23 protein-coding genes are annotated in these 21,254 nt (G+C 68.3%); 3 read left to right on the top strand and 20 right to left on the bottom strand.

Going from position 1 to position 21,254, the window contains the following annotated elements; translation table 11 throughout:
- Nucleotides 1-70 precede the first annotated feature (70 nt).
- From G6N46_RS23175 to G6N46_RS23150, 6 genes are all read right to left on the bottom strand, one after another.
- On the bottom strand, nucleotides 71-574 hold the full coding sequence (locus tag G6N46_RS23175; RefSeq protein ID WP_138250620.1) for a hypothetical protein: 504 nt from the start codon (nucleotides 572-574) through the stop codon (nucleotides 71-73).
- Nucleotides 571-1,551 carry a porphobilinogen synthase gene (gene hemB / locus G6N46_RS23170; RefSeq protein ID WP_138250621.1) on the bottom strand — a complete coding sequence of 327 codons (981 nt, stop codon included), beginning with the start codon at nucleotides 1,549-1,551 and terminating at the stop codon, nucleotides 571-573. The genes G6N46_RS23175 and hemB overlap by 4 nt, the downstream gene beginning before the upstream one ends.
- A 9-nt stretch (nucleotides 1,552-1,560) precedes the next feature.
- A complete protein-coding gene (locus tag G6N46_RS23165) occupies nucleotides 1,561-3,246 on the bottom strand; it encodes a bifunctional uroporphyrinogen-III C-methyltransferase/uroporphyrinogen-III synthase (RefSeq protein ID WP_138250622.1) in 1,686 nt (561 codons plus the stop codon).
- 3 nt (nucleotides 3,247-3,249) lie between these two features.
- Nucleotides 3,250-4,209 carry a hydroxymethylbilane synthase gene (gene hemC, locus G6N46_RS23160; protein ID WP_061001491.1) on the bottom strand — a complete coding sequence of 320 codons (960 nt, stop codon included), beginning with the start codon at nucleotides 4,207-4,209 and terminating at the stop codon, nucleotides 3,250-3,252.
- Between the two features lie 6 nt (nucleotides 4,210-4,215).
- The gene (locus G6N46_RS23155; RefSeq protein WP_138250623.1) at nucleotides 4,216-5,586 is read right to left on the bottom strand and encodes a glutamyl-tRNA reductase; all 1,371 of its coding nucleotides are present in this window, start codon (nucleotides 5,584-5,586) and stop codon (nucleotides 4,216-4,218) included.
- 176 nt (nucleotides 5,587-5,762) lie between these two features.
- Nucleotides 5,763-6,032 (bottom strand): glutaredoxin family protein, encoded by a 270-nt coding sequence (locus G6N46_RS23150; protein WP_036420486.1) that lies wholly within the window; start codon nucleotides 6,030-6,032, stop codon nucleotides 5,763-5,765.
- A gap of 51 nt (nucleotides 6,033-6,083) precedes the next feature.
- Between G6N46_RS23150 and G6N46_RS23145 the strand changes: the two genes are divergently transcribed.
- Entirely contained in the window at nucleotides 6,084-6,974 is an 891-nt protein-coding gene (locus G6N46_RS23145; protein ID WP_407665203.1) for an HAD family hydrolase, read from the top strand.
- A gap of 66 nt (nucleotides 6,975-7,040) precedes the next feature.
- Nucleotides 7,041-7,571 carry an FAS1-like dehydratase domain-containing protein gene (locus G6N46_RS23140; protein ID WP_135356119.1) on the top strand — a complete coding sequence of 177 codons (531 nt, stop codon included), beginning with the start codon at nucleotides 7,041-7,043 and terminating at the stop codon, nucleotides 7,569-7,571.
- 188 nt (nucleotides 7,572-7,759) lie between these two features.
- Here the strand turns inward: G6N46_RS23140 and G6N46_RS23135 are convergent, their stop codons facing one another.
- The 8 genes from G6N46_RS23135 to G6N46_RS23100 form a co-directional block, all read right to left on the bottom strand.
- Nucleotides 7,760-8,818: a lysophospholipid acyltransferase family protein gene (locus G6N46_RS23135; protein ID WP_138250625.1), complete on the bottom strand. Its 1,059-nt coding sequence runs from the start codon at nucleotides 8,816-8,818 to the stop codon at nucleotides 7,760-7,762.
- A gap of 33 nt (nucleotides 8,819-8,851) precedes the next feature.
- Nucleotides 8,852-9,970, bottom strand: a complete 1,119-nt coding sequence (locus tag G6N46_RS23130; protein WP_061001486.1) for an SDR family oxidoreductase — start codon at nucleotides 9,968-9,970, stop codon at nucleotides 8,852-8,854.
- Nucleotides 9,971-10,009: 39 nt separating this feature from the next.
- Entirely contained in the window at nucleotides 10,010-10,111 is a 102-nt protein-coding gene (locus tag G6N46_RS23125) for a 30S ribosomal protein bS22 (protein ID WP_003402602.1), read from the bottom strand.
- A gap of 224 nt (nucleotides 10,112-10,335) precedes the next feature.
- Nucleotides 10,336-10,560, bottom strand: coding sequence for a cell division/environmental response transcriptional regulator (locus tag G6N46_RS23120; RefSeq protein ID WP_029105159.1), 225 nt, complete (start codon nucleotides 10,558-10,560; stop codon nucleotides 10,336-10,338).
- 139 nt (nucleotides 10,561-10,699) lie between these two features.
- Entirely contained in the window at nucleotides 10,700-11,563 is an 864-nt protein-coding gene (gene proC / locus G6N46_RS23115) for a pyrroline-5-carboxylate reductase (RefSeq protein ID WP_138250626.1), read from the bottom strand.
- A gap of 28 nt (nucleotides 11,564-11,591) precedes the next feature.
- Complete coding sequence (locus tag G6N46_RS23110; protein WP_138250627.1) at nucleotides 11,592-12,437, bottom strand: sugar phosphate isomerase/epimerase family protein; 846 nt, start codon at nucleotides 12,435-12,437, stop codon at nucleotides 11,592-11,594.
- An 11-nt stretch (nucleotides 12,438-12,448) separates the two neighbouring features.
- The gene (locus G6N46_RS23105; protein WP_138250628.1) at nucleotides 12,449-13,606 is read right to left on the bottom strand and encodes an Rv0497 family membrane protein; all 1,158 of its coding nucleotides are present in this window, start codon (nucleotides 13,604-13,606) and stop codon (nucleotides 12,449-12,451) included.
- Nucleotides 13,603-14,589, bottom strand: a complete 987-nt coding sequence (locus tag G6N46_RS23100; protein WP_064858693.1) for a Ppx/GppA family phosphatase — start codon at nucleotides 14,587-14,589, stop codon at nucleotides 13,603-13,605. Before G6N46_RS23100 ends, G6N46_RS23105 begins: the two co-directional genes overlap by 4 nt.
- 25 nt (nucleotides 14,590-14,614) lie before the next feature.
- On the opposite strand from G6N46_RS23100, the gene G6N46_RS23095 reads away from it, so the two are divergent.
- The gene (locus G6N46_RS23095) at nucleotides 14,615-15,436 is read left to right on the top strand and encodes a DUF3109 family protein (RefSeq protein WP_407665144.1); all 822 of its coding nucleotides are present in this window, start codon (nucleotides 14,615-14,617) and stop codon (nucleotides 15,434-15,436) included.
- A gap of 11 nt (nucleotides 15,437-15,447) precedes the next feature.
- Here the strand turns inward: G6N46_RS23095 and regX are convergent, their stop codons facing one another.
- The 6 genes from regX to mshA form a co-directional block, all read right to left on the bottom strand.
- A complete protein-coding gene (gene regX / locus G6N46_RS23090; RefSeq protein WP_061001482.1) occupies nucleotides 15,448-16,134 on the bottom strand; it encodes a two-component sensory transduction protein RegX in 687 nt (228 codons plus the stop codon).
- The gene (locus G6N46_RS23085) at nucleotides 16,131-17,348 is read right to left on the bottom strand and encodes a sensor histidine kinase (RefSeq protein ID WP_073695380.1); all 1,218 of its coding nucleotides are present in this window, start codon (nucleotides 17,346-17,348) and stop codon (nucleotides 16,131-16,133) included. Before G6N46_RS23085 ends, regX begins: the two co-directional genes overlap by 4 nt.
- Nucleotides 17,349-17,471: 123 nt before the next feature.
- Nucleotides 17,472-18,215, bottom strand: a complete 744-nt coding sequence (locus G6N46_RS23080; protein WP_061001494.1) for a phosphoglyceromutase — start codon at nucleotides 18,213-18,215, stop codon at nucleotides 17,472-17,474.
- Between the two features lie 123 nt (nucleotides 18,216-18,338).
- Nucleotides 18,339-19,187: a type IV toxin-antitoxin system AbiEi family antitoxin gene (locus tag G6N46_RS23075; protein WP_073695381.1), complete on the bottom strand. Its 849-nt coding sequence runs from the start codon at nucleotides 19,185-19,187 to the stop codon at nucleotides 18,339-18,341.
- A gap of 116 nt (nucleotides 19,188-19,303) precedes the next feature.
- Nucleotides 19,304-19,810 (bottom strand): type III secretion system chaperone family protein, encoded by a 507-nt coding sequence (locus G6N46_RS23070; protein WP_138250629.1) that lies wholly within the window; start codon nucleotides 19,808-19,810, stop codon nucleotides 19,304-19,306.
- Nucleotides 19,807-21,093: a D-inositol-3-phosphate glycosyltransferase gene (mshA, locus tag G6N46_RS23065; protein ID WP_138250630.1), complete on the bottom strand. Its 1,287-nt coding sequence runs from the start codon at nucleotides 21,091-21,093 to the stop codon at nucleotides 19,807-19,809. Before mshA ends, G6N46_RS23070 begins: the two co-directional genes overlap by 4 nt.
- Nucleotides 21,094-21,254 lie beyond the last annotated feature (161 nt).

The raw sequence follows: 21,254 nt of genomic DNA, 5'->3' as shown, positions 1-21,254 counted from the left end.
GTACAGACGCGGCCGCTCGCGGGAGGTGCGGGAGGTGTGGGCCCGCGGGAGGTGTGGGCGCGAGGGAGGGTCAGCGGACGAAGTAGGCGTTCGAATCCGGGCGGTGCAGGAGATACACGCCGCCGCCGATCAGCACGGTGCCTCCGATGCCGCACACCGCGTAGCCCAGGGCCGCGGCCGCGCCGTGGTAATTGGCGAACAGATTGGTGGTCAGATACAGGATCGTGGCCGCGGACCCGCCGGTGAGGATGCTGCGGGCCCAGCGGTAGCCCTGCCGCAGCAGCACCAGGAACGTGGCCACCAGGACCGCGATGATGAACAACATCAGACCGGACACCGCGTACGCGTAGCCCGACACCTCCCGCTCGGGCGTCGTCAGCAGGTTGATGACGTAGCCGATCAGCGACAGCGGCAGCGCGGCCGTCCACAGCCAGAACCCGGTGACGACGTCCTGCGGCATCTCGCGCGGCTCAGGTGCGGGTCCGTCCGGCCCCTGACCGTGCCCCGGGCCCGGATAGGGCGGGTACTGCGGGTTGTAGGGGTGTTGCGGGTCGTGCGGGTTGTGTGGGTTCACCGCAGCCAGCCCGCGACGTCCGTCGCCCAGTACGTGAGGACGATGTCGGCACCGGCGCGCCGAATGCTGAGGAGCGACTCCAGAACCGAGGCCCGCAGGTCGATCCAGCCGTTGGCCGCGGCGGCGCTGATCATCGCGTACTCGCCCGAAATCTGGTACGCCGCAACGGGTACCGGTGACATCTCGGCAGCGGCGCGGACCACGTCCAGGTAGCTCATCGCCGGCTTGACCATCACCATGTCGGCACCTTCGGCGAGGTCGAGTTCGATCTCGCGCACCGCTTCGCGGGCGTTACCCGGATCCTGCTGGTAGGTACGGCGATCGCCCTGCAGGCTCGAGCCCACGGCCTCGCGGAACGGGCCGTAGAACGCCGACGCGAACTTGGCGGCGTAGGCCAGGATCGCGACGTCGATGTGCCCGGCGTGGTCCAGCCCGTCGCGGATGGCCGCCACCTGCCCGTCCATCATGCCGCTCGGGCTGACCACATGCGCACCCGAATGCGCTTGCGCGACAGCGAGTTTGATGTATTGCTCGTTGGTCGCATCGTTGTCGACCCGGCCGTGCGCGTCCAGGACGCCACAGTGCCCGTGATCGGTGAATTCGTCCAGGCAGGTGTCGGCCATCAGCACGGTCGAATCGCCGAGGTCCGAATTCAGGTCGCGCAGTGCCACATTCAGGATGCCCTCGGGGTTGACGCCCTCGGACCCGGTGCCGTCCTTGTCACTGTCGCACGGGACGCCGAACAGCATCAGCCCGCCGACACCGGCCTCGACGGCTTCCGCCGCCGCGCGGCGCGCCGAATCCCGGGTGTGCTGCACGACGCCGGGCATCGAGCTGATGGGACGCGGCTCGGCGAGCCCATCCGCGACGAACATGGGCAGCACCAGATGCCGTGGCTCCAGCGAGGTTTCGGACACCAGACGCCGCAGCGCCGGGGTGGTACGCAGACGCCGCGGCCGCTGTCGTGGGAAAGCCATACGCCGAGTTTAGCGGCGCCGGCTCTTCTTACGCGGCGGTGGCAACGCACCCTCGGCCCGGAGCCGAGCGGCGTGCTCGGCCAGCGCCTCGACCAGCGGGCCGACTGCGGCGGTCTCCGGCTGCACGTCCACGCGCAGGCCGAATTCGGCTGCGGTTTCAGCGGTTTTCGGGCCGATGCAGGCGACGATGGTCCGGGCGTGCGGTTTGCCGGCGATGCCGACCAGGTTGCGCACCGTGGAGCTCGAGGTGAAGCAGACGGCGTCGAAACCACCGGTCTTGATCATCTCGCGGGTGTGCGCCGGCGGCGGTGCCGCCCGGACGGTCCGGTAGGCCGTGACGTCCTCGATCTCCCAGCCACGCTCGCGCAGGCCCTCGGCCAGCGTCTCGGTGGCGATGTCGGCGCGCGGCAGCAGCACCCGGTTCACCGGGTCGAAAATCTCGTCGTAGTCCGGGAATTCGTCCAGCAGGCCCAGCGACGACTGCTCACCGGCAGGCACCAGCTCGGGGTTGATGCCGAACGCGCGCACCTTGTCCGCGGTGGCCTGACCGACGCACGCGATCTTCACACCGGAGAACGCGCGGGCGTCCAGACCGAACTCGTTGAACTTCTCCCACACCGCACGCACCGCGTTGGTGGAGGTGAACACGACCCACTGGAAGCGGCCGTCGACCAGACCCTTGACCGCGCGCTCCATCTGGGCGGGGCTGCGCGGCGGCTCGACCGCGATGGTCGGCACCTCGATCGGCAGGGCGCCGTGGCCCACGAGACGATCGCTCATCTCGCCGGCCTGGTCCTTGGTCCGCGGCACCAGCACGGTCCAGCCGTACAGCGAGCGGCTCTCCCACCAGTTCAGCTTGGCCCGGTGCGCCACGGTCTTGCCGATGGTCACGACCAGCGGGCCCGCCAGCGGACCGACCGGCTCGGGGCCGACCGGCTTCTCCAGCACGGCCTTGTCCAGCAGCCCGGCCAGCGTGGTCTCGATCGACCGCTGCTGGCAGGTGGTGCCGTTGGCCGTCACGACACACGGGGTGTTGTCGGTGAGGCCGTATTCGATCAGGGTGCGGGCGGCGTCCGGCAGGTGCGACACCGTCGCGTGCAGGATCAGCGGCCCGGGGGCGGCGGCCAGCGCGGCCCAGTCGACGTCACCGCGGACGTCGGCCACGGTGTGCGACGAGCCGACGGGCAGGCCCGCGTAGGTGGGCACCGCCGTCGACGACGGCAGGCCCGGCACCAGCTCGAAGTGCGCCGCGGTCTTGGCCAGGGCGTTCACCTCGGTGATGACCGAATCGACCGACAGCGGGTCGCCGGCGACCAGACGCACGACGTCGACACCGGTCTTCGCCTCGGCGATGAGCAGCTTCGCCACCTCGGTGGGGTCGCCCAGCGCGGGGCGGACGTCGACACCGTGCGGGAACGTCATGGTGGGCGCGGCGGCCGGAGCCGGCGCGGCAGCGTCGTCGGCCTTGGCGTCGGCAGCCGGCTCGGCGTCGGCCGGGTGCGGCCCGGACGTCGGCGGCAGGTCGGTGCCGATCAGCGCCAGCACCGCCTCGGGCACATCAGGATCGGTGAAGACCAATGCCGCATGCGCCAAAACGTTCCGCGCACGCGTCGTCAACAGGCCCGGGTCACCGGGGCCGGAACCGACAAAGGTGATGCGGCCGGGCTTGTGCTGCTTACGCACTCGGGTCGTCATCTCTCACTCCCGCTCTACAGTCCGCTGATCCAACACGTCACGCGCACCCAGGTCGAACAACTCCGCGGCCAACGAGAGCCCCAGCTCCCGTGCCCGTTCGGGGGTCCCGATCCCGGACGCCCGGATCACGTCGGATCCGTCCAGCGCCGCCACGCAACCGCGCAACGACAGCTCTTCGAAGACTCGGCCGTCCTCGTCGATGGACTCGACCACTTCAGCGATCGCACCCACCGGCGCGGAACAACCCGCCTCCAGTTCGGCCAACAGGACTCGTTCGGCAGTGATCGCGGCGCGCGTGTCGGGATCGTCGAGCTTTCCCAGCAGCGTCGCCAGCTCGGTGTCACCCACTCGGCACTCGACCGCGAGGGCGCCCTGCGCCGGCGCTGGCAACATCTGCACCGGCTCGAGGCTCTCGGTGACGGCGTCGAGTCGTCCGATCCGGGCCAGACCCGCTCGGGCGACGACAACAGCGTCGAGATCACCACTACTTACCCTGTTCAACCTGGTATCTAGGTTGCCTCGTAGGGGGCGGATTTCCAAACCGAGACCCAGTGCTCTAAGCTGTGCCGCCCGTCGCGGGCTCGACGTGCCGATCACGGAGCCCGCCGGCAACTCCCCCAGCACCAATCCGTCACGCGCCACCAAGGCATCCCGCGGGTCTTCCCGCGGCGGCACAGCGGCGATGACGAAGCGCTCGTCGGGTGCGGTCGGCAAATCCTTGTACGAGTGCACCGCGACGTCGATGCGGCCGTCGGCCATGGCGTGCCGCAGCTCCGCGGTGAACACGCCGATGCCGATGTCTGCGACGGGCGCCTGCGACCGGTCGCCTTCGGTGCTGATGATGACCAGCTCCGCGGGTTGGCCCAGAGCTATCAGAGCGTCACGGACGGTGCCGGCCTGCGTGGTAGCCAGCAGGCTGCCCCTGGTGCCGATCCGGACAACGTTTTCGAGGGTAGTTACCAAGTGTGGTTACTCAGCCTTGTCGTGGTGGGAATGCGGCTCGCCTGCCGCCAAATCTGGTGCCACCAAGGGCAATTCGCCGGCGGACACCGCGTCGATGGCCTGCGGGTCCAGCTCGAACAGCTCGCGCAGCGCCTCGGCGTAGCTGTCACCGCCGGGCGCGCTGGCCAACTGCTTGACCCGCACCGTCGGCGCGTGCAGCAACTTGTCGACCACCCGGCGGACGGTCTTGGCGACCTCATCGCGGTGGGCGGCGTCGAGTGTCGGAACCCGGTTGTCGAGCCGCAACAACTCCGCTTCGACGACGTCGGCAGCGCGCTGACGCAAGGCCGTGACAGTCGGCGTGACCTCGGCCATCCGCTGCCCGGCCAGGTAACTGGCGACCTCCGCAGCGACCATCGAGCGGGCCGCTTCGGCATCCGAGGCCGCGGCCCGGGCCGACGGTTCGCGCTGGATCCGGTCCATGTCGATCACGTGCACGCCGGGCAGGCCGGCAATCGCGCCGTCGACGTCGCGCGGCATACCCAGGTCGCAGATGACCAGCTGGCGATGTTCGGGACGGTTCATCAGTCCGCGGTGCGCATCGGCCAACGACACCACCGGGCGTACCGCGCCGGTACAGGCGACGACGACGTCGGCATTGCCCAGCGCGACGGCGACATCGTCGAGGGTGTGCGCCGCGGCGTCGACCCCCTGGGCCTTCAGATTCTCGACCATGCGCTCGGCCCTCGGCAGCGAGCGGTTGACCACCTCGACGCGGGCGATCCCGGCGCGCGTCAGATGCGCGGCGGCCAGGGCACCCATGGAGCCGGCGCCGATCACGGCGGCCGTCAGCCCCGTCAGCGACGTCAACTTGTTCTTGGCCATGTCGAGCGCCACCGACACCACCGAAGCGCCCGCGGCGTCGATCCCCGTCTCGGAGTGGACGCGCTTACCGACCGACAGCGCCCGCTGCGACAGCTCGTGCAGGGTGCGGCCGACCGTCTGGTGCGCCTCTGCGGAGGTGTAGGCGCGGCGCACCTGGCCCAGCACCTGCGCCTCGCCGATGACGGCCGAGTCCAGGCCGCTGGCCACCGCGAACAGATGCTCGACGGCCGCCTCGGCGTAGCGCACGTAGGCGTACTTCGTGAGGTCGTGAAGCGACATACCGGACCGCTCGGAGAGCACCGAACCGATCACCGAGAGCCCGCCGTGGAAGGCGTCGACGACGGCGTACACCTCGACCCGGTTACAGGTGGAGAGCACCATCGCCTCGGTGACCAGAGAGGACTGCAGCAGCAGCTCGATGATCTTGGCCTGTTCGGCCTCGTCGGTGCTGAGCTGCTCGAGCACAGAAACCGGCGCACTGCGGTGCGAAACCCCGAAGAGCAGGACGCTCACGGCCTCATCACCTCGTAGCACCTCCGTTGGGCAAGAAGGTTTCCCGGGCCTCTTCTGGCCGCAGGAACGCCTTCAAAGCTAGCCGCTCACCAGCCCGCCGACCAAATTTGCTATACGCACGCCGGACCCCGGGGTGCGTGGTCCGATCGGGCCGGCCCAGAGGTCGGCCCACCGCGTCAACCTGCCAAGTCGGCGCGCAGCTGCTCCTCGTCGACCTCCCAATAGCTGTGCTCAACGTCATCGAGGAGCACCACGGGCAGCCGATCGCCGAATTCCGCGCGCAGGGCGGTGTCCCCGGCCGCGGCCAGGACATCGACATCCGTGCTCGTCAGGACGAATCCGAGCTCGTCGGACAGCTCGACAAGCTGAGCCGCCGCGCGCTCGCACATGCTGCAGCCGGCGCGGGTGAGCAACGTCACGCGGTGGCTGTTCCCTGATCGATCCACGCGCAACAGTATGGCGTGACCTACTGTTGAACCGTGTCCGAATCCAGCCCCGTGACTGCCGACGAGCCCACGGGCACGCCCGTGCCCTCCGGAGCTGATGACGCCACCGAACTCGATGCGGCCGAGCGTGATTCCGGAGCCGACGAACCCGCCACCCCGGTGCTCCCGCCGCCGCCGGACCTCACCGCGGCGGCGTTCTTCGACGTCGACAACACCCTGGTGCACGGCTCGTCGCTGGTGCACTTCGCCCGCGGCCTGGCCGCCCGGGACTACTTCAAATACTCCGATCTGGCCCGTTTCGCCTACGCGCAGGCCAAGTTTCAGGTCACCGGCAAGGAGAACAGCGACGACGTCGCCGCCGGCCGGCGCAAGGCCCTGTCCTTCATCGAGGGCCGGCAGACCGCGGAACTGGAAGCGCTCGGCGACGAGATCTACGACGAGATCATCGCCGACAAGATCTGGCAGGGCACCCGGGCGCTCGCGCAGATGCATCTCGACGCCGGCCAGCAGGTCTGGCTCGTCACCGCCACGCCGATGGAGCTCGCTCAGACCATCGCCCGCAAGCTCGGGCTGACCGGGGCGCTGGGCACCGTCGCCGAGTCGGTCGACGGCGTCTTCACCGGCCGACTGGTCGGTGAGATCCTGCACGGTGTCGGTAAGGCGCACGCGGTCCGTCAGCTGGCCATCCGCGAGGGTCTGAACCTGCGCCGGTGCACCGCCTACTCGGACAGCTTCAACGACGTACCGATGCTGTCGCTGGTCGGCACCGCCGTCGCCATCAACCCCGACGCCGCCCTGCGCGACGTCGCCCGCGAACGCGGCTGGGAAATCCGCGACTTCCGGACCGCCCGCAAGGCCGCCCGCATCGGCGTGCCGTCGGCACTGGCGCTCGGCGCGGTCGGCGGGGCGCTGGCGGCGATGGCGTCACGCAAGGGCAACTAGGGCTTTTCGGGGCTCGCCAACGACCATTTGGTCGTCGTCGGCGCGCACAGACTAAGCTCAGCCGCCATGGGCATTGCGGACGACATCATCGGGACCCACTTCCGGTATCCGGATTACTTCGAGGTCGGCCGCGAGAAGGTCAAGGAGTTCGCGCAGGCGGTCCAGGACGAGCACCCGGCCCATTTCTCCGAGGAAGCAGCCGCTGAGTGCGGCTCGGACACGCTGATCGCGTCGCTGACGTTCATCGCCGTCGCCGGGCGCCGGGTGCAGCTGGAGCTGTTCAACCAGTTCGACGTGCCGATCAACCTGGAGCGCGTGCTGCACCGCGACCAGAAGCTGATCTTCCACCGCCCGATCAAGGTCGGCGACCGGCTGTGGTTCGACTCGTACCTGGATTCGGTGATCGAGTCGCACGGCACGGTGATCGCCGAGATTCGCGCCGAGGTCACCGACGACTCCGGTGAGCCGATCATGACGAGCATCGTCACCATGCTGGGCGAGGCGCAGAGCGACGACGAAGCCGGTGAGGTCAGCGCGCAGATCGCCGCGGCCCGCGACGCGGCCATCGCGAAAATGGTTGCGGCACAAAAGGGTTAACTCCCGAAACTCTCACCGCGAGCGGCCGTGTCTGTACGGCGACACGCGGTGAACTGCGCACATCAACGTGCCCCTCGCGCGCGACGAGCGGCCCCGAAATGCACGCGTAATGCGGCGTGTCTGCGTACAAACTCCCCCGCAAGCGGGTGGTACCCCCAGGCCGGCTCGCGGAAAGTTGAGCTACAGGATTACAGGAACGTGCCGCGGCGATTGGCGAGCAGCTGGTACAGCGTCTGCTGAATGGTCGCGCGGACCTGGTCGGTCAGCTCGAAGGTGATCATCGGGTCGTCGGCGGCGGACTCGTCGTAGTCGGCCGTCGAGATGGGCTCGCCGAACTGGATGTACCACTTCGACGGCAACGGCAGCAGGCCGATGGGTCCGGCGAGCGGGAACAGCGGCGTCAGCGGGAAGTACGGCAGCCCGAGCAGCCGGGCGAGCAGCTTCACGTCGCCGATCTTCGGGTAAATCTCCTCGGAGCCGACGATCGAGCACGGCACGATGGGCGCACCCGAGCGCAGCGCCGCCGAGACGAAGCCGCCGCGACCGAAGCGCTGCAGCTTGTACCGGTCCTTGAACGGCTTGCCCAGTCCCTTGTACCCCTCGGGGAACACGGCGGTCAGCTCGCCGGCCTCGAGCAGCCGGTGCGCGTCGGCGGTGCAGGCCATGGTGTGCCCGGCCTTGCGCGCGGCCTGTCCCACCACCGGAAGGTCGAAGACGAGGTCGGCGGCCAGCAACCTCAAGTCGCGGTGTTTCGGATGCTTGTCGTGCACGGCGACGGACGTCATCAGCCCGTCGAACGGCAGCACCCCGGCGTGGTTTGCCACGACCAGCGCGGCGCCGTCATCCGGAAGGTTCTCGATACCGGACACCTCGACGCGGAACCACGAGTTGAAAAGCGTTCGCAGCAAAGGAAGAAACATCGCGTTGTTGAGATGCGGGTCGAATCCGAATTCGTCGACACGGTAATCACCGGTCATGCGCTTGCGAATGAAATCCGAAGCGGCGCCGATACGTTGGGCCAGTTCGTTGGGTTCGTCAGCGGCCGGGGCGCCGGACGCAGCAAACCGATGCTGGTCGATCTCGCGGACCACGGCGGCGATCTGCTCGGCAGATGCGCGGGTCCCGGGGTCGGTCAACAGCGAAGGATGTCGCAGCGTCGCATCGCGTTTCGACGCCCGCCGCTGCGCAGCAGCGCGTGTCGAATTCGAATGTAGCGGAATGACTTTGGCTTTAGATTCGCCCGCCACGTCAATATCTCCCACCATCAAAAACTTGCGAAATCAGCGTCCCCACCGCTGCGCTGCGGCCACTGCACGACGCTCCACTGAGCGTACCCATCCTGGGTCGATAATGGGCGTCAGCGCGCGGCCTGAAACGTAATCGTCAAAAGCCTCCATGGTCGTCCACTTTGGGGTATAGCCAAGTTCCCTCGTCATCCGCGTGGTGTCCATGACCCGGCCGTAGCGCATGTAGTCGGACTGTTCGCGGTCCAATTCGACGCCCGCGGTCGCCCGTCGCCAGGCGTCCAGCACCCACATGGTGGGGCCGGCGAGCGGCAACCCGATGCGGCCGGACCGGCGAATGGCCTGGCTCATCAGGATGACGCCCGACGCCCCGATGTTGAAGGTGCCGGCGCGTCCCACCAGGGTGGCACGTTCCAGCGCCCCGAGGGCGTCCTGCTCGTGCAGCAGCTGCAACCGGGCATCGTGCCCGAAGGCGGTCGGCACCAACGGGCCCGCGAGGTACCGCGAGAGCGCGGTGTCCATGGCCGGGCCGATCATGTTGGCCAGCCGCAGGATGGTGACCGCGATGTCGGGTCGCCGCCGCGCGAGACCGCGTGCGTAGCCCTCGATGTCGATGCTGTCGCGGGCGAAGCCCTCCCCCGGTGGCCGGCGGGCGCTGCTGTCCTCGGTGAACATCACCGGATCACGCGGACTGGCCCCGTAGATCTCCGATGTCGACTTCAGGATCACCCGACGGACCGAAGGTGCCTTCTGACAGGCCGCGAACAGCTGCATGGCGCCCATCACGTTGAGCTCTTTGAGCGCAGCGCGACCGGATTGCGGCACGTAGGACGCCGCCGCCGCGTGGACGACGGTGTCGACGTTGCCGTTCCGGATCACCTTGGCGATGAAGGGATTGCGGATGTCCGCGCGGACGAACTCCGCGCGGCCCATCCGCCGCAACATGTCCTTGCTCGGCGTGATCGCGTCGACCGCGATCACGTGCTCGATGAGCTGGTTCTGAGCGAGTCTGGCTGTCAGATATCCGCCCAGGAACCGGCACGCACCCGTGACCAGCACCACCTTGGGGTGGTGCAGGGTCTCGGGGATGTCCGGGCCGGAATCGCTTCCGCCCGGCGTTGTGGGCCGGCTTCCGGGGCGTCCGTCGGCATCCATTTGGTCAGCCTAGTGGGCGACGCAAACGAGCGCTGAGAACTACTTACCGAGTTTTCTGCGCTGAACCCGAGTGCGACGAAGCAGCTTGCGGTGCTTCTTCTTCGACATGCGCTTACGCCGCTTCTTGATGACTGAACCCATAGACTTTGAAGTCTCCGCTACTAGACGTCGATCCGTGAAGATCGGTGTGAAACCAACCCCGCCACTTTACCCGGCGGGGTTTCCCGTCACGAAAACGCCTGCTGGATACGCCCGCTCAGCAGCGATTTCGGCGTGCTGTCGCGTCAGGGAGACAGTGCACGCCGAAATCGCGGAATCGGTGCTGCGCACGCGAGGTGCGCAGCACTCAGCCGGGCGCGCGGAGACTAACCCGCGTCGTGGTACGAGGACTCGAGGAGGTCGTGCACCGCCTTGGCGTGCACCCGAAATGAGCGGCCGACACGCACCGCGGGCAACTCCCCGTTGTGTACCAGCCGGTATACCGTCATCTTGCTGACCCGCATAAGGCTCGCAACCTCGGCAACAGTCAGGAACTGCGTTCGTGGCTGATCGCCACCGTCACGCGCCGATGGCCCGTTCATAGACGTCATCGCAACCCAATCAATCAGGCACGGCCAGCTCCAGCGGCTTCCCCTCCGCTGGCACCAACGCGTGCTTACGAGAAGGAGAATAGCGTGGCCAATGTGGTTATTGCGACGGGTGTGGGGTAATCAATCTGAAATCTTAGAACTACTCAGATGTAATTCTTAGCTGCTCAGACCGTGTTTTTGCCGCTTCGACGGCACTCGCGACGGCAGACCGCAGCCCACCCCGTTCGAGTTCCCGCAGACCAGCGGCGGTCGTGCCGCCCGGAGAGGTCACCGAGGCCCGCAATTGCGCGGCGCTGGTGTCGAGCGGACCGACCACGGAGCCAGAGCCGGATTCCGTCATCCGGTCGAGCAACATGGCGGCCGCACCGGCCATCGTCTGGGCCGCCAACTCGGTTGCCACGGGCCGCGGGAGGCCCGCCGCGACACCCGCGTCGACGACCGCCTCCACCATCAGGAAGAAGTACGCGGGGCCCGAACCGGACACCGCGGTAACCGCGTCCATCTGCTTCTCCGGCACCGTCAGCACCGCGCCGACGGCGGAGAAGATCTCCGACACCTCGGCCAGCTGCGCGTCGTTCGCGTACCGGCCCCGTGACAGCGCGGTGATGCCCGCACCGACCAGCATGGGCGTATTCGGCATGACCCGCACCACCGGCGAGCCGGCCGGCAGCTTGGCCTCGTAGAAGGCCGTGGGAACGCCCGCAGCCACCGACACCACGACCTGCTCGACGCTGCTGCTGTCGGCGTCCGCGGCCGCGTCGGCCAGGGTCTCGACGACGCCCTCGACGGCGTCGGGCTTCACGGCCACGATCACGTAGGCGGCGTTCTCCGCGGCATCGGCGACATCGGTGACCCGGACGGAGTACTTCTCGGCGAGCTGCGCGGCGCGGGCCGGATAGGCCTCCGCGACCACCAGATCCTTGACCTGCCGCCCTGACTGCAGCAGCCCCGCCAGCAGGGCCTCGCCGATATTTCCGCCACCGATGATCGCAATTCTCGCCACGCCGACAGCATGCCAGGACGGCGGCGGGTCAGCGCAGCAGGTGCCGACGCGCGAATTCGAGCGACTCGACGAGCAGCGCCTCACGCTCGGTGTTGTTGCGCGCCGCGGACGTGGTGACCTCCAGGATCACGTGCCCGGAGAACTCACCGGCCGCCAGCATCTGGCAGATCTGCACCGTCGGCTGGCTGCCGCGCCCGGGCACCAGGTGTTCGTCGGTGGACGCGCCGTTGCCGTCGCACAGATGCAGGTGCACCAGCCCCTTGCCCATGCGCCGCGCCATGTCGACGGCATCGGTGCCCGCCGTCGCCGAATGCGACAGGTCCAGGGTGTAGTGGGCGTGATTGCCGTCCAGCGGGTCGTAGGACGGCGCGAACGCCGAGATCCCGGGTCCCGGGGCCCCGCCGCGCTTACGCATCCGCTCGATGGACGGCTGGCCGGTGCCGAAGAACCGGTCGGTGCGGAACGGGAACATGTTCTCGACCGCGACCAGCACGTCGCTCGAGGCCTCGAGCTCGGCGACCTGATCGGAGAAACCCTCGGCGTACCGGCGCTGCCACCGGAACGGCGGATGCACGACGACGGTCTGCGCACCCAGCTGTTCGGCGGCCCGCACGCTGCGTTCCAGCTTCGGGATCGGGTTGGAGCCCCACACGCGCTGCGAGATCAGCAGACACGGCGCGTGCACGCTGAGCACCGGGACGCCCCAGCGCTGCGACATCCGCTCGACGGCGTCGATGTCCTGGCTGACGGGCTCGGCCCACACCATCAGCTCGACACCGTCGTAGCCGAGGCGGGCGGCGTACTCGAAGGCAGCTTCGGTCCGCAAGGGATAGACCGACGCGGTGGACAGACCTACCTTGATGGCGGGACGCACAGGCCTCCGGTTCAGGCTGAGTAGAGCAGTGCCAAGGGTCCGAACGTGACCAGACCGCCGACCAGAATCGCGATCAGCGTACTGGCCAGGTCGTGATCCTTCCGGATCACCCGGATCCCGGCGACCAGGCCCAGGATCACCAGCATCGACAGCATCAGCGCCACGATCTGGTTCCAGCGCCACAGCTGGTCGAAGGCGAAGAACATGCCTGCGCCGAACGCGACGGCCAGCAGGCTCTGCCCGACGACCCAGGCGCCGCGCTGGAGGCCGGACCCGGACTTCTCGTCGTCCTCGTGGTCGGCTTCGTCGTGGTCGGCCTCGCGGTCGATGGCTTCGTGGTCGACGTCCTCGTCGTGGACGTCGTGGTCGGCGACCAGCTCTTCCCGACGGGTGTCCGCGTCGGCGGCGAAGCCACCGAACAGGGCGTCGTAGCGCTCGCTGCGGCCATTGCGTGACGGCTGACGCGGCGGCTCGGGAGCGGCCTCGGTCGCCACGGCGTCGTCGACGACGGGCACGGCGCCGGTGTCGAGCTTGGCGACGGGCTCGGCGTCGGTGAGCGAGAGCAGATCGTCGTCGATGTCCGCGTCGGCCGGCACGTCCTCGTCGACCGGGTCGGGGCTCATCTCCTCGGCGCCGCGGACCGGCTTGAACGACCAGCGGAAGGCGGGCTTGCGCGACGGCGCCACGAACTCCAGCGGGTCGGCCTCGGCGTCGCGACGGCGCAGGTGGTCCTCGTAGTCGTCGACCGCGGCATCGGCGGGCGCGGGCTCGACGATGTCGGTGTGCAGCATCTCGTCGTCGACGACGTAGTGGGCGCCGGTGTCGTCGGGCTCCATCTCGTCGGCCGCGGACGGGGTCTCGTCCTCGACGGCGACAGCCGCCTCCTCGACAGCGGCTTCCGGCTCCGGCTCGGCGACCGGCGCCGCCACGGACTCGGGCTCGGGCTCAGGCGCCGGCTCAGCCGGGGCCTCAGCCGGCTCTGCGTGCAGCGTCTCCGGCCGGATGATCGGGATTTCGCCGGTCAGTTCGGCGACGGTCACCGCGTCGCTGTTCCCCCGCCGGCGGCGCCGGCGGCCACCGACCGGCGGCGCACCGATGGTGCCGTTCTTGGCCAGCAGCTCGGCGACCGAGATCGGTCGCGTCGCCGAGAAGTCGTCTGAATCTGTCATCGTGTCTCGCCTTTGGCGGGAGCCAATCCCGCGAACGTTTCCACCAAGTCGGTTCCATCGGCTTCGCTGTCGAGTTTCCGCAGAATGACACCCTCCCGCAACGCCCACGGGCAGATGTCCACCGCGTCGAGCGACAGCGCTCGCATGGTCGCCTCGGCCACCAACGCACCGGCCACGATCTGTGGCGCGCGGTCGGCACTCACCCCTTCCAACTCGGCTCTGTCGGCCGTGGTCATCCTAGAGATGAAAGATATGAGCTGTCTGAGGCCGGCGGCGGTCAATGTGCGCTTCACGCGCGGTCCGGCGCCCGACGGCGCCGCACCGGTGAGCCGGGCCAGCGACCGGAAGGTCTTCGACGTCGCGACCGCGAGCTCCGGGGTACCGGCCGCGAGCACCTTGGCGGCCGAGGCGGAGATCTCGTTGTCCAGCCAGTCGCGCAGCACCGCCACGCGCCGGCGGCCGGGCGGATCCTCCTGCAGCCATTCGCGCGTCAAACGGCCCGCACCCAGCGGCATCGACAGTGCGACATCGGGTTCTTCGTCGATGCCGCCCGACAGCTCCAGCGAGCCGCCACCGATGTCGAGGTTGATGATGCGGCCCGCGCTCCAGCCGTACCAGCGGCGCACCGCCAGGAAGGTGAGCCGCGATTCGTCGACCCCCGACAGGACCTGCAGCTGGACGCCGGTCTCGGCCCGCACCCGCGCCAGCACCGCCTCGGAGTTGGTGGCATCCCGGACCGCAGATGTGGCGAACGCCATAAACTCCGCGCACCCCGAGCTGGTGGCGATCTTGGCGAACTCGTCGACGGTCGCGACGAGGCTGTCGGCGCCCTTGCGGGTCAATTTGCCGGTGTCATCGATCGCCTCGGCAAGGCGCAGTGAGGCCTTGGTCGAACTCATCGGGGTCGGGTGCCCGCCACGGCGCGCGTCGACCACCAATAGATGAACGGTGTTACTGCCCACGTCGAGGACGCCCAATCGCACGGAAACCACGGTAACGGGTCTACGGTTGCGTGCTGTGACCGCATCGCAGATCAGTCCCGGCGAGCCTTCGAAGCCCGGTTCCCACGAGGTGGGACTGGACTTTGCCCGCGAGTGGGTGGAGTTCTTCGACCCCGACAATCCGGAGCATCTGATCGCCGCGGACATGACGTGGCTGCTGTCGAAATGGACCTGCGTCTTCGGGACGCCGGCGTGCCAGGGCACCGTCGAGGGCCGGCCCGACGACGGCTGCTGCAGCCACGGCGCCTTCATGGCCGATGACGACGACGTCGCGCAGCTCGAGGAGTCGGTCAAGCTGCTGACCGACGAGGACTGGCAGTTCCGGGAGAAGGGCCTGGGCCGCAAGGGCTACCTCGAGATGGACGAGTACGACGACAAGCCCAACCTGCGGACCCGCAAGTACAAGGGCGCGTGCATCTTTCTGAACCGGCCCGGTTTCGCCGGCGGCATCGGCTGCGCCCTGCACAGCAAGGCCCTCAAACTCGGCGTCGAGCCGCTGACCATGAAGCCCGAGGTCTGCTGGCAGCTGCCGATCCGCCGCACGCAGGACTGGGTGACGCGGCCGGACGGCACCGAGATCCTGCGGACCGTCGTCACCGAATACGACCGGCGCGGCTGGGGCGAGGGCGGCCACGACCTGGTCTGGTACTGCACCGGCGACCCGGCCGCGCACGTCGGCGCCCGGCCCGTGTGGGAGTCCTACGGGCCCGAACTAACCGAACTGCTCGGTGCGAAGGTGTACGCCGAGCTGGCCGCGCTGTGCAAGCGCCGGGCCGGGCTGGGGCTCATCGCCGTCCACCCGGCAACGACGGCTGCCGAGAAGAAGTAACCGGAGGGGAACTAGCCCTCGAGCTTGTAGCCCAGCCCGCGGACGGTGACGAGGTGCACCGGGTTGGCCGGGTCGGCCTCGATCTTGGAGCGCAGCCGCTTCACGTGGACGTCGAGGGTCTTGGTGTCACCGACGTAGTCGGCACCCCAGACCCGGTCGATCAACTGGCCACGCGTCAGCACCCGCCCGCTGTTGCGCATCAGGTATTCGAGCAGGTCGAACTCCTTGAGCGGCAGCGTGATGGCGTCGCCGTTGACGGACACGATGTGCCGCTCGACGTCCATGCGGACCGGACCGGCCTCCAGCACCCCGTCGGCGCCGACGGCGTCGTCGGCCTCGCCACCGCGGCGCAGCACGGCGCGGATGCGGGCGATGAGCTCGCGGGCCGAGTACGGCTTGGTGACGTAGTCGTCGGCGCCGAGTTCCAGGCCGACGACCTTGTCGATCTCGCTGTCCCGCGCGGTCACCATGATGACCGGCACGCCCGACCGCGAGCGCAACTGCTTACAGACGTCGGTGCCGCTCATCCCGGGCAGCATCAGGTCCAGGAGCACGATGTCGGCGCCGGCCCGGTCGAACTCGGCCAACGCCGACGGACCATCGGTCACGACGGTGGCTTCGAAACCCTCCTTGCGCAACAGGAACGCCAAGGGATCGGCCAGGGACTCCTCGTCCTCCACGATCAGCACACTGGTCATTGGTTCGGTCGCCCTCCTTGTGATGGCAATGAGTGGTCGTCTCCCTCGTCGACATCCACGTCGTCCGAGTCGAGATAGGCCGGAATCGACAACGTGAACGTCGATCCGGTTCCCGGCTGACTCCACAGCCGGATGGTTCCGTTGTGGTTGGCCGCAACGTGTTTGACGATGGCCAACCCCAGCCCGGTGCCGCCGGTGGCCCGGGACCGCGCCTTGTCGACACGGAAGAATCGTTCGAAAACCCGTTCCTGGTCGGCTTTTTCGATACCGATGCCGCGGTCGGTCACCGCGATCTCGATGTTGTCGTCGTAGCGGCGCCGACTGATCGACACCTGGGAACCCTTGGGCGAGTAGGAGATTGCGTTGGACACCAGGTTCGCGAGCGCCGTCGCCAGCAGCGTCTCGCTGCCCAGCACCTGGTAGCCCCGGGGCGCGTCCGTCGTGATCGCGATGTCGGCGTTGTCGGCGGCCACCTTGTGCCGGGAAACCACCTCGGCGACAACGGAATCCACGTCCACCGCATCGAGGTGCGGCAGTGGCTCGGCGCCCTGCAGCCGGGACAGTTCGATCAGTTCACCGACCATGTTGGCCAGCCGGTTCGATTCGGTGACGATCTTCTCGGCGAACCGGTTGACCATGTCCTGGTCCTCGGACGACGCCAGCAGCGCCTCGGCCAGCAGCCCCATGGCGCCGACCGGCGTCTTGAGCTCATGGCTGACGTTGGCGACGAAGTCGCGGCGGCTGGCCTCCATGCGGGCCTGTTCGGACTGGTCGTTGACGTAGACCACCGCGAAGCGGCCGTCCTCCTCCGTCAGCTGACGCGCCAGGCCCCGCACCGCCAGCCGGGAGCGGCCCGGGGTGGCGCGTTTGGCCGGCGACAGGTCGAACTCAACGTCCTCGCCGGTGGCCAGCGTGCGCTGCGCGGCCTCCCAGGCCCGGTCGTCGAGCAGCCGGTCGCGCACCAGGCCGAGGTCACGGGCCAGGGAGTTGGTGTAGACGACGTCACGGTAGGTGTCGACGACCGCCATCCCCAGCGGGGACATGGACACGATGTGCGCGAACATCTCCGACACCGTCAGGCCGGACTGCTCGGCAGTGCGGCGCTCGCGGCGCTCGTTCAGCCGCGGCACCCAGCGCATGCCGATCGCGATGCCCAGAGCCAACGCGAGCAGCGCCGTGGCGGCCACCAGAGGCAGCGCGTACGACAAGCTCACGGGCAAATCGTACGCATCAGGTGAACGTCATCCCAGCAGCGAGCGGCCAGATCGGTACAAGTCACACGTACAAATCCAGGTGTTTCACTGGTGTTAACCGCAGTTCACCGGCTGTTCGCGACGTCAGTGCTGTTTGGCGCCCTGCGCGGCGACAGCGGCGGCACCCGCGGCCGCGGCCTCGGGGTCCAGGTACTCGCCGCCGGGCACCGTCGGCTTCAGATTTTCGTCCAGTTCGTAGCGCAGCGGGATGCCCGTCGGGATGTTCAGGCCGGTGATCTCGTCGTCGGACATGCCGTCCAGGTACTTCACCAGCGCCCGCAGCGAGTTGCCGTGCGCGGCGATCAGCACGGTCTTGCCGGCTTTGAGGTCGGCCGCGATGGTCTGCTCGAAGTACGGCACGAACCGCTTGACGACGTCGGCGAGGCATTCGGTCAGCGGCGCGTCGATGCCGGCGTACCGCGGGTCGCCGTCCTGGCTGTAGGTGCTGCCCTTCTCGATCGGGGGCGGCGGGGTGTCGTAGCTGCGGCGCCACGACATGAACTGGTCCTGGCCGTACTTGGCCAGGGTCTCGGCCTTGTCGAGGCCCTGCAGCGCGCCGTAGTGCCGCTCGTTGAGGCGCCAGTCGCGGTGCACGGGAATCCAGTGCCGGTCGGCGGCGTCCAGCGCCAGGTTGGCGGTGGTGATCGCCCGGCGCAGCAGCGACGTGTAGAGCACGTCCGGCAGCACACCCTGCTCGACCAGCAGCTTTCCGCCGCGAACGGCTTCGGCCCGGCCCTTGTCGGTGAGGTCGACGTCGACCCAACCGGTGAACAGGTTCTTCTCGTTCCACTGGCTCTCGCCGTGACGCAGCAGGATCAAGGTCGGCATCGGCTGATCTTCTCACGTGCGGGTTTTTGGCTCTCGCCGCACCTCGTTGCTCGTCGAGATTGACGTTATGGCTGGTTTTCGGGCCCGCGAGCCACCATTACGTCAAACTCGGCGACTCGCGACCTAAAGCCGGCCCGACCACCCGCGTTCCAACAGTGCCCGACGGACATCGCGCACTATCGCGCCGCCGTTGTCTTCCTTGATCACGTGGGTGACGTGCCATTTCATCCGCTGCAACTCTCGGTTGACCCAGACATCCATCGCGTATTGACGTCGCTCCGTGAGGTGTTGCTGGCCGTCGTACTCGGCGCCCACCTTGAACTCTTCCCAGACCATGTCGATGCGTCGCACGTACTGCCCGAACTCGTTGTAGACCACGTATTGCGTTGTAGGCCTTGGCAAGCCAGCATCGGTGAACAGCAACCGCAGGCGAGATTCTGGCGGGGACTCAGCGCCACCGTCAACCAGCGGCAGCGCCTTGCGCAGTGCAACCAACCCGCGTGCTCCGCGATGACGCTTCGCAAGTAGAAACACCTCATCCAGCTCAAACGGCGCCGCATTCATCAAGGCATCGAGCCTCGCCACCCCGTCATCTCGGGACAGGTTTCGCGCAAGGTCGAATGCGGTCCGGGAACGCGTTGTCACGCGGATGCCGTTGATCGTGGTCACCTCGTCATCAGGCAGGACGTCACGACGGATGACGAGGCCGTCCTGACGACGGCAAGCGCCGAAGACATCGATCGGGATGTCGTCGTCGACCCATTTGGCGCGATACAGCGCGGACGCCGCAACCCCGCCGATGACACCGTTCGGCACGGCGAGTGCAGCGCCGCGAATACGATCCCGCAGGGCCACATCGTGACCGCGCGGCAAGTAGACGCCACGAAGAATCGGCTGGTAGCGGCTGCGTAACCGCGCCCGGGTGAGATGACCAGATTCGAGAGCGTCGCTGCCCTTGAATGGAGTTCGCATGCCTGTTTAGACGTGTACGGACACCAATGGGCTCCAAGCCCCGTCGAGATTGACGTTATGGCTGGTTTCAGCGGCCACAAACGACCATTACGTCAATCTCGGCGCAGAACGTCGGTCTATTCCGGACGCAGGTGCTCGAACGCCTTGAGGTTCTTCAGCGACTCCCCGCGGGACAGTCGCCACTTCCACTCTTTCTCGATCGACGAGCGGAAGCCCAGTTCGAGCAGCGTGTTGAAGTCGAAGTCGACGGCCTCGATCACCTGGCCCATCAGGCGGTCGATCTCGTCGGGCGTCACCGCGTGCAGCGCCATCCGGCCGATCAGGTAGATGTCGCCGATGTTGTCCAGCGTGTAGGCCATGCCGTACAGCCGCCGGTTGCGGCGCAGCAGGTACTTGTAGACGCCCTCGAAGTTCTCGTCGGGCTTGCGACAGACGAACGCCTCCAGCCGCACGCCGTGCTCGCCGACACTGAGCAGGGTGTTGGTGGTCAGCCGGCGCTCGCCGGGCAGCGCCACGACGATGCCCGGCCGCCCGCCCACTCCCCCGTCATGGTGGGAGAAGTCGAGTTCGTGTGCGCGCAGGGTGTCTTCGATCAACTGGGTGACCGTCGCCGCGGTCGTCATGCGCGCACGCCCCGGCGGATCAGGAACCGGCGGCTGCGGCGTGCCGCGGCGTCACGTCGGGGGCGACGGCCGCGGTAGTCGGCGATCGCCCGCGTGTAGCCGGCCAGCAGCGCGTCCACGGTGTGCGCCCACGAGAAGGTCGCGGCGTGTTGCAAAGCGCCCTCGGCCAACGACTCCGGCCCCATTTCCAGCGTCCGCCCGATCGCGTTGGCCCAGTCGACCGGATCGTGGCCTTGCACCAGAACGCCGCTCACGCCGTCGCGCACCGCGACGGGCAGCCCGCCCACCGCGGCGGCCACCACCGGCGTTCCACAGGCCTGGGCCTCGACCGCAACCAGGCCGAACGACTCCGAATAGCTCGGTACCGCAACGAGATCCGCGGCCCGGTAGACGTTCACCAGCTGGTCACGGGACTGCGGTGGCAGGAATGTCACACGGTCGGTGATACCCAGCTCGTCGGCGAGGGAAACCAGACCGTCGGGTACGGCCAGGCCACTGCCCGACGGACCCCCGGCGACCACGACACGCACGTCGGGCAGCTTGGCCGCCGCGCGCAACAGCACGTCGGGAGCCTTCAGCGGCTGGATGCGGCCGACGAAGGCGACCACCTGCTCGTCGAGCGAAAGACCCAGTGCCGCACGGGCTTCGGCCTTGTCACCCGGCGTGAACGTCTTCAGGTCGACGCCGGGATACGCCACATCGATGCGGGCCGGGTCCGCGTGGTGCAGCGAAACCAGTTGCTGCGCTTCGTCTTCGGTGTTGACGATGAGCCGGTCGGCGGCGTCGACCACCTGCTGCTCGCCGACGGCGCGCAGCGCCGGCTCCGGGGTGTCGCCGTCCGCGAGCGACAGGTTCTTCACCGCGGCCCAGGTGTGCGCGGTGTGTACCAGGGGCACCGCCCACCGGTCCGAGGCCAGCCAGCCCACCTGCCCGGACAGCCAGTAGTGCGAGTGCACGATGTCGTAGTAACCCGGCTCGTGGTTCGCCTCGACGCGCAGGACACCCGCGGTGAAGGCACACAGCTGCGTCGGCAGGTCGTACTTGTCCAGTCCCTCGAACGGGCCGGCGACGATGTTGCGCACCAGGACGCCGGGGGCCACCCGAACCACCGGGGCGTCGGTCGACGACGTGGCCCGGGTGAAGATTTCCACCTCGACGCCGCGGCGGGCCAACTCGAGCGCACTCTGCAGGACGTAGACGTTCATACCGCCGGCATCGCCGGTGCCCGGTTGGGCCAGCGGCGAGGTATGGACCGACAGGACGGCGACACGCACGCCCTCCATCCTTACACCGTCGCTCGGACTGCCCGCCGTCCGGTGGTCAGAGCTGGGCAATTTGGGGCCGCTCGAAACCCGCGAGCGGCCGCAGAATGCACGGCTGACACGGCGTGTCGGCGCGCAGACACGGCCGCTCGCGGGAGAAGGCTAGGCCGGCGCGGGAGGTG

Origin of the sequence: Mycolicibacterium phocaicum (assembly GCF_010731115.1) — a bacterium.
Classification (GTDB): Bacteria; Actinomycetota; Actinomycetes; order Mycobacteriales; family Mycobacteriaceae; genus Mycobacterium; species Mycobacterium phocaicum.
This window is presented reverse-complemented; position numbering and strand designations above follow the sequence as displayed.

Bases quoted from the DNA above. Each gene is read 5' to 3' on its own strand.
- hemB (WP_138250621.1), bottom strand. From the start codon at position 1,551: ATGGCTTTCCCACGACAGCGGCCGCGGCGTCTGCGTACCACCCCGGCG.
- G6N46_RS23165 (WP_138250622.1), bottom strand. From the start codon at position 3,246: ATGACGACCCGAGTGCGTAAGCAGCACAAGCCCGGCCGCATCACCTTT.
- G6N46_RS23140 (WP_135356119.1), top strand. From the start codon at position 7,041: ATGGGCATTGCGGACGACATCATCGGGACCCACTTCCGGTATCCGGAT.
- G6N46_RS23130 (WP_061001486.1), bottom strand. From the start codon at position 9,970: ATGGATGCCGACGGACGCCCCGGAAGCCGGCCCACAACGCCGGGCGGA.
- G6N46_RS23125 (WP_003402602.1), bottom strand. From the start codon at position 10,111: ATGGGTTCAGTCATCAAGAAGCGGCGTAAGCGCATGTCGAAGAAGAAG.
- G6N46_RS23120 (WP_029105159.1), bottom strand. From the start codon at position 10,560: ATGACGTCTATGAACGGGCCATCGGCGCGTGACGGTGGCGATCAGCCA.
- G6N46_RS23105 (WP_138250628.1), bottom strand. From the start codon at position 13,606: ATGACAGATTCAGACGACTTCTCGGCGACGCGACCGATCTCGGTCGCC.
- regX (WP_061001482.1), bottom strand. From the start codon at position 16,134: ATGACCAGTGTGCTGATCGTGGAGGACGAGGAGTCCCTGGCCGATCCC.
- G6N46_RS23080 (WP_061001494.1), bottom strand. From the start codon at position 18,215: ATGCCGACCTTGATCCTGCTGCGTCACGGCGAGAGCCAGTGGAACGAG.
- G6N46_RS23075 (WP_073695381.1), bottom strand. From the start codon at position 19,187: ATGCGAACTCCATTCAAGGGCAGCGACGCTCTCGAATCTGGTCATCTC.
- G6N46_RS23070 (WP_138250629.1), bottom strand. From the start codon at position 19,810: ATGACGACCGCGGCGACGGTCACCCAGTTGATCGAAGACACCCTGCGC.
- mshA (WP_138250630.1), bottom strand. From the start codon at position 21,093: ATGGAGGGCGTGCGTGTCGCCGTCCTGTCGGTCCATACCTCGCCGCTG.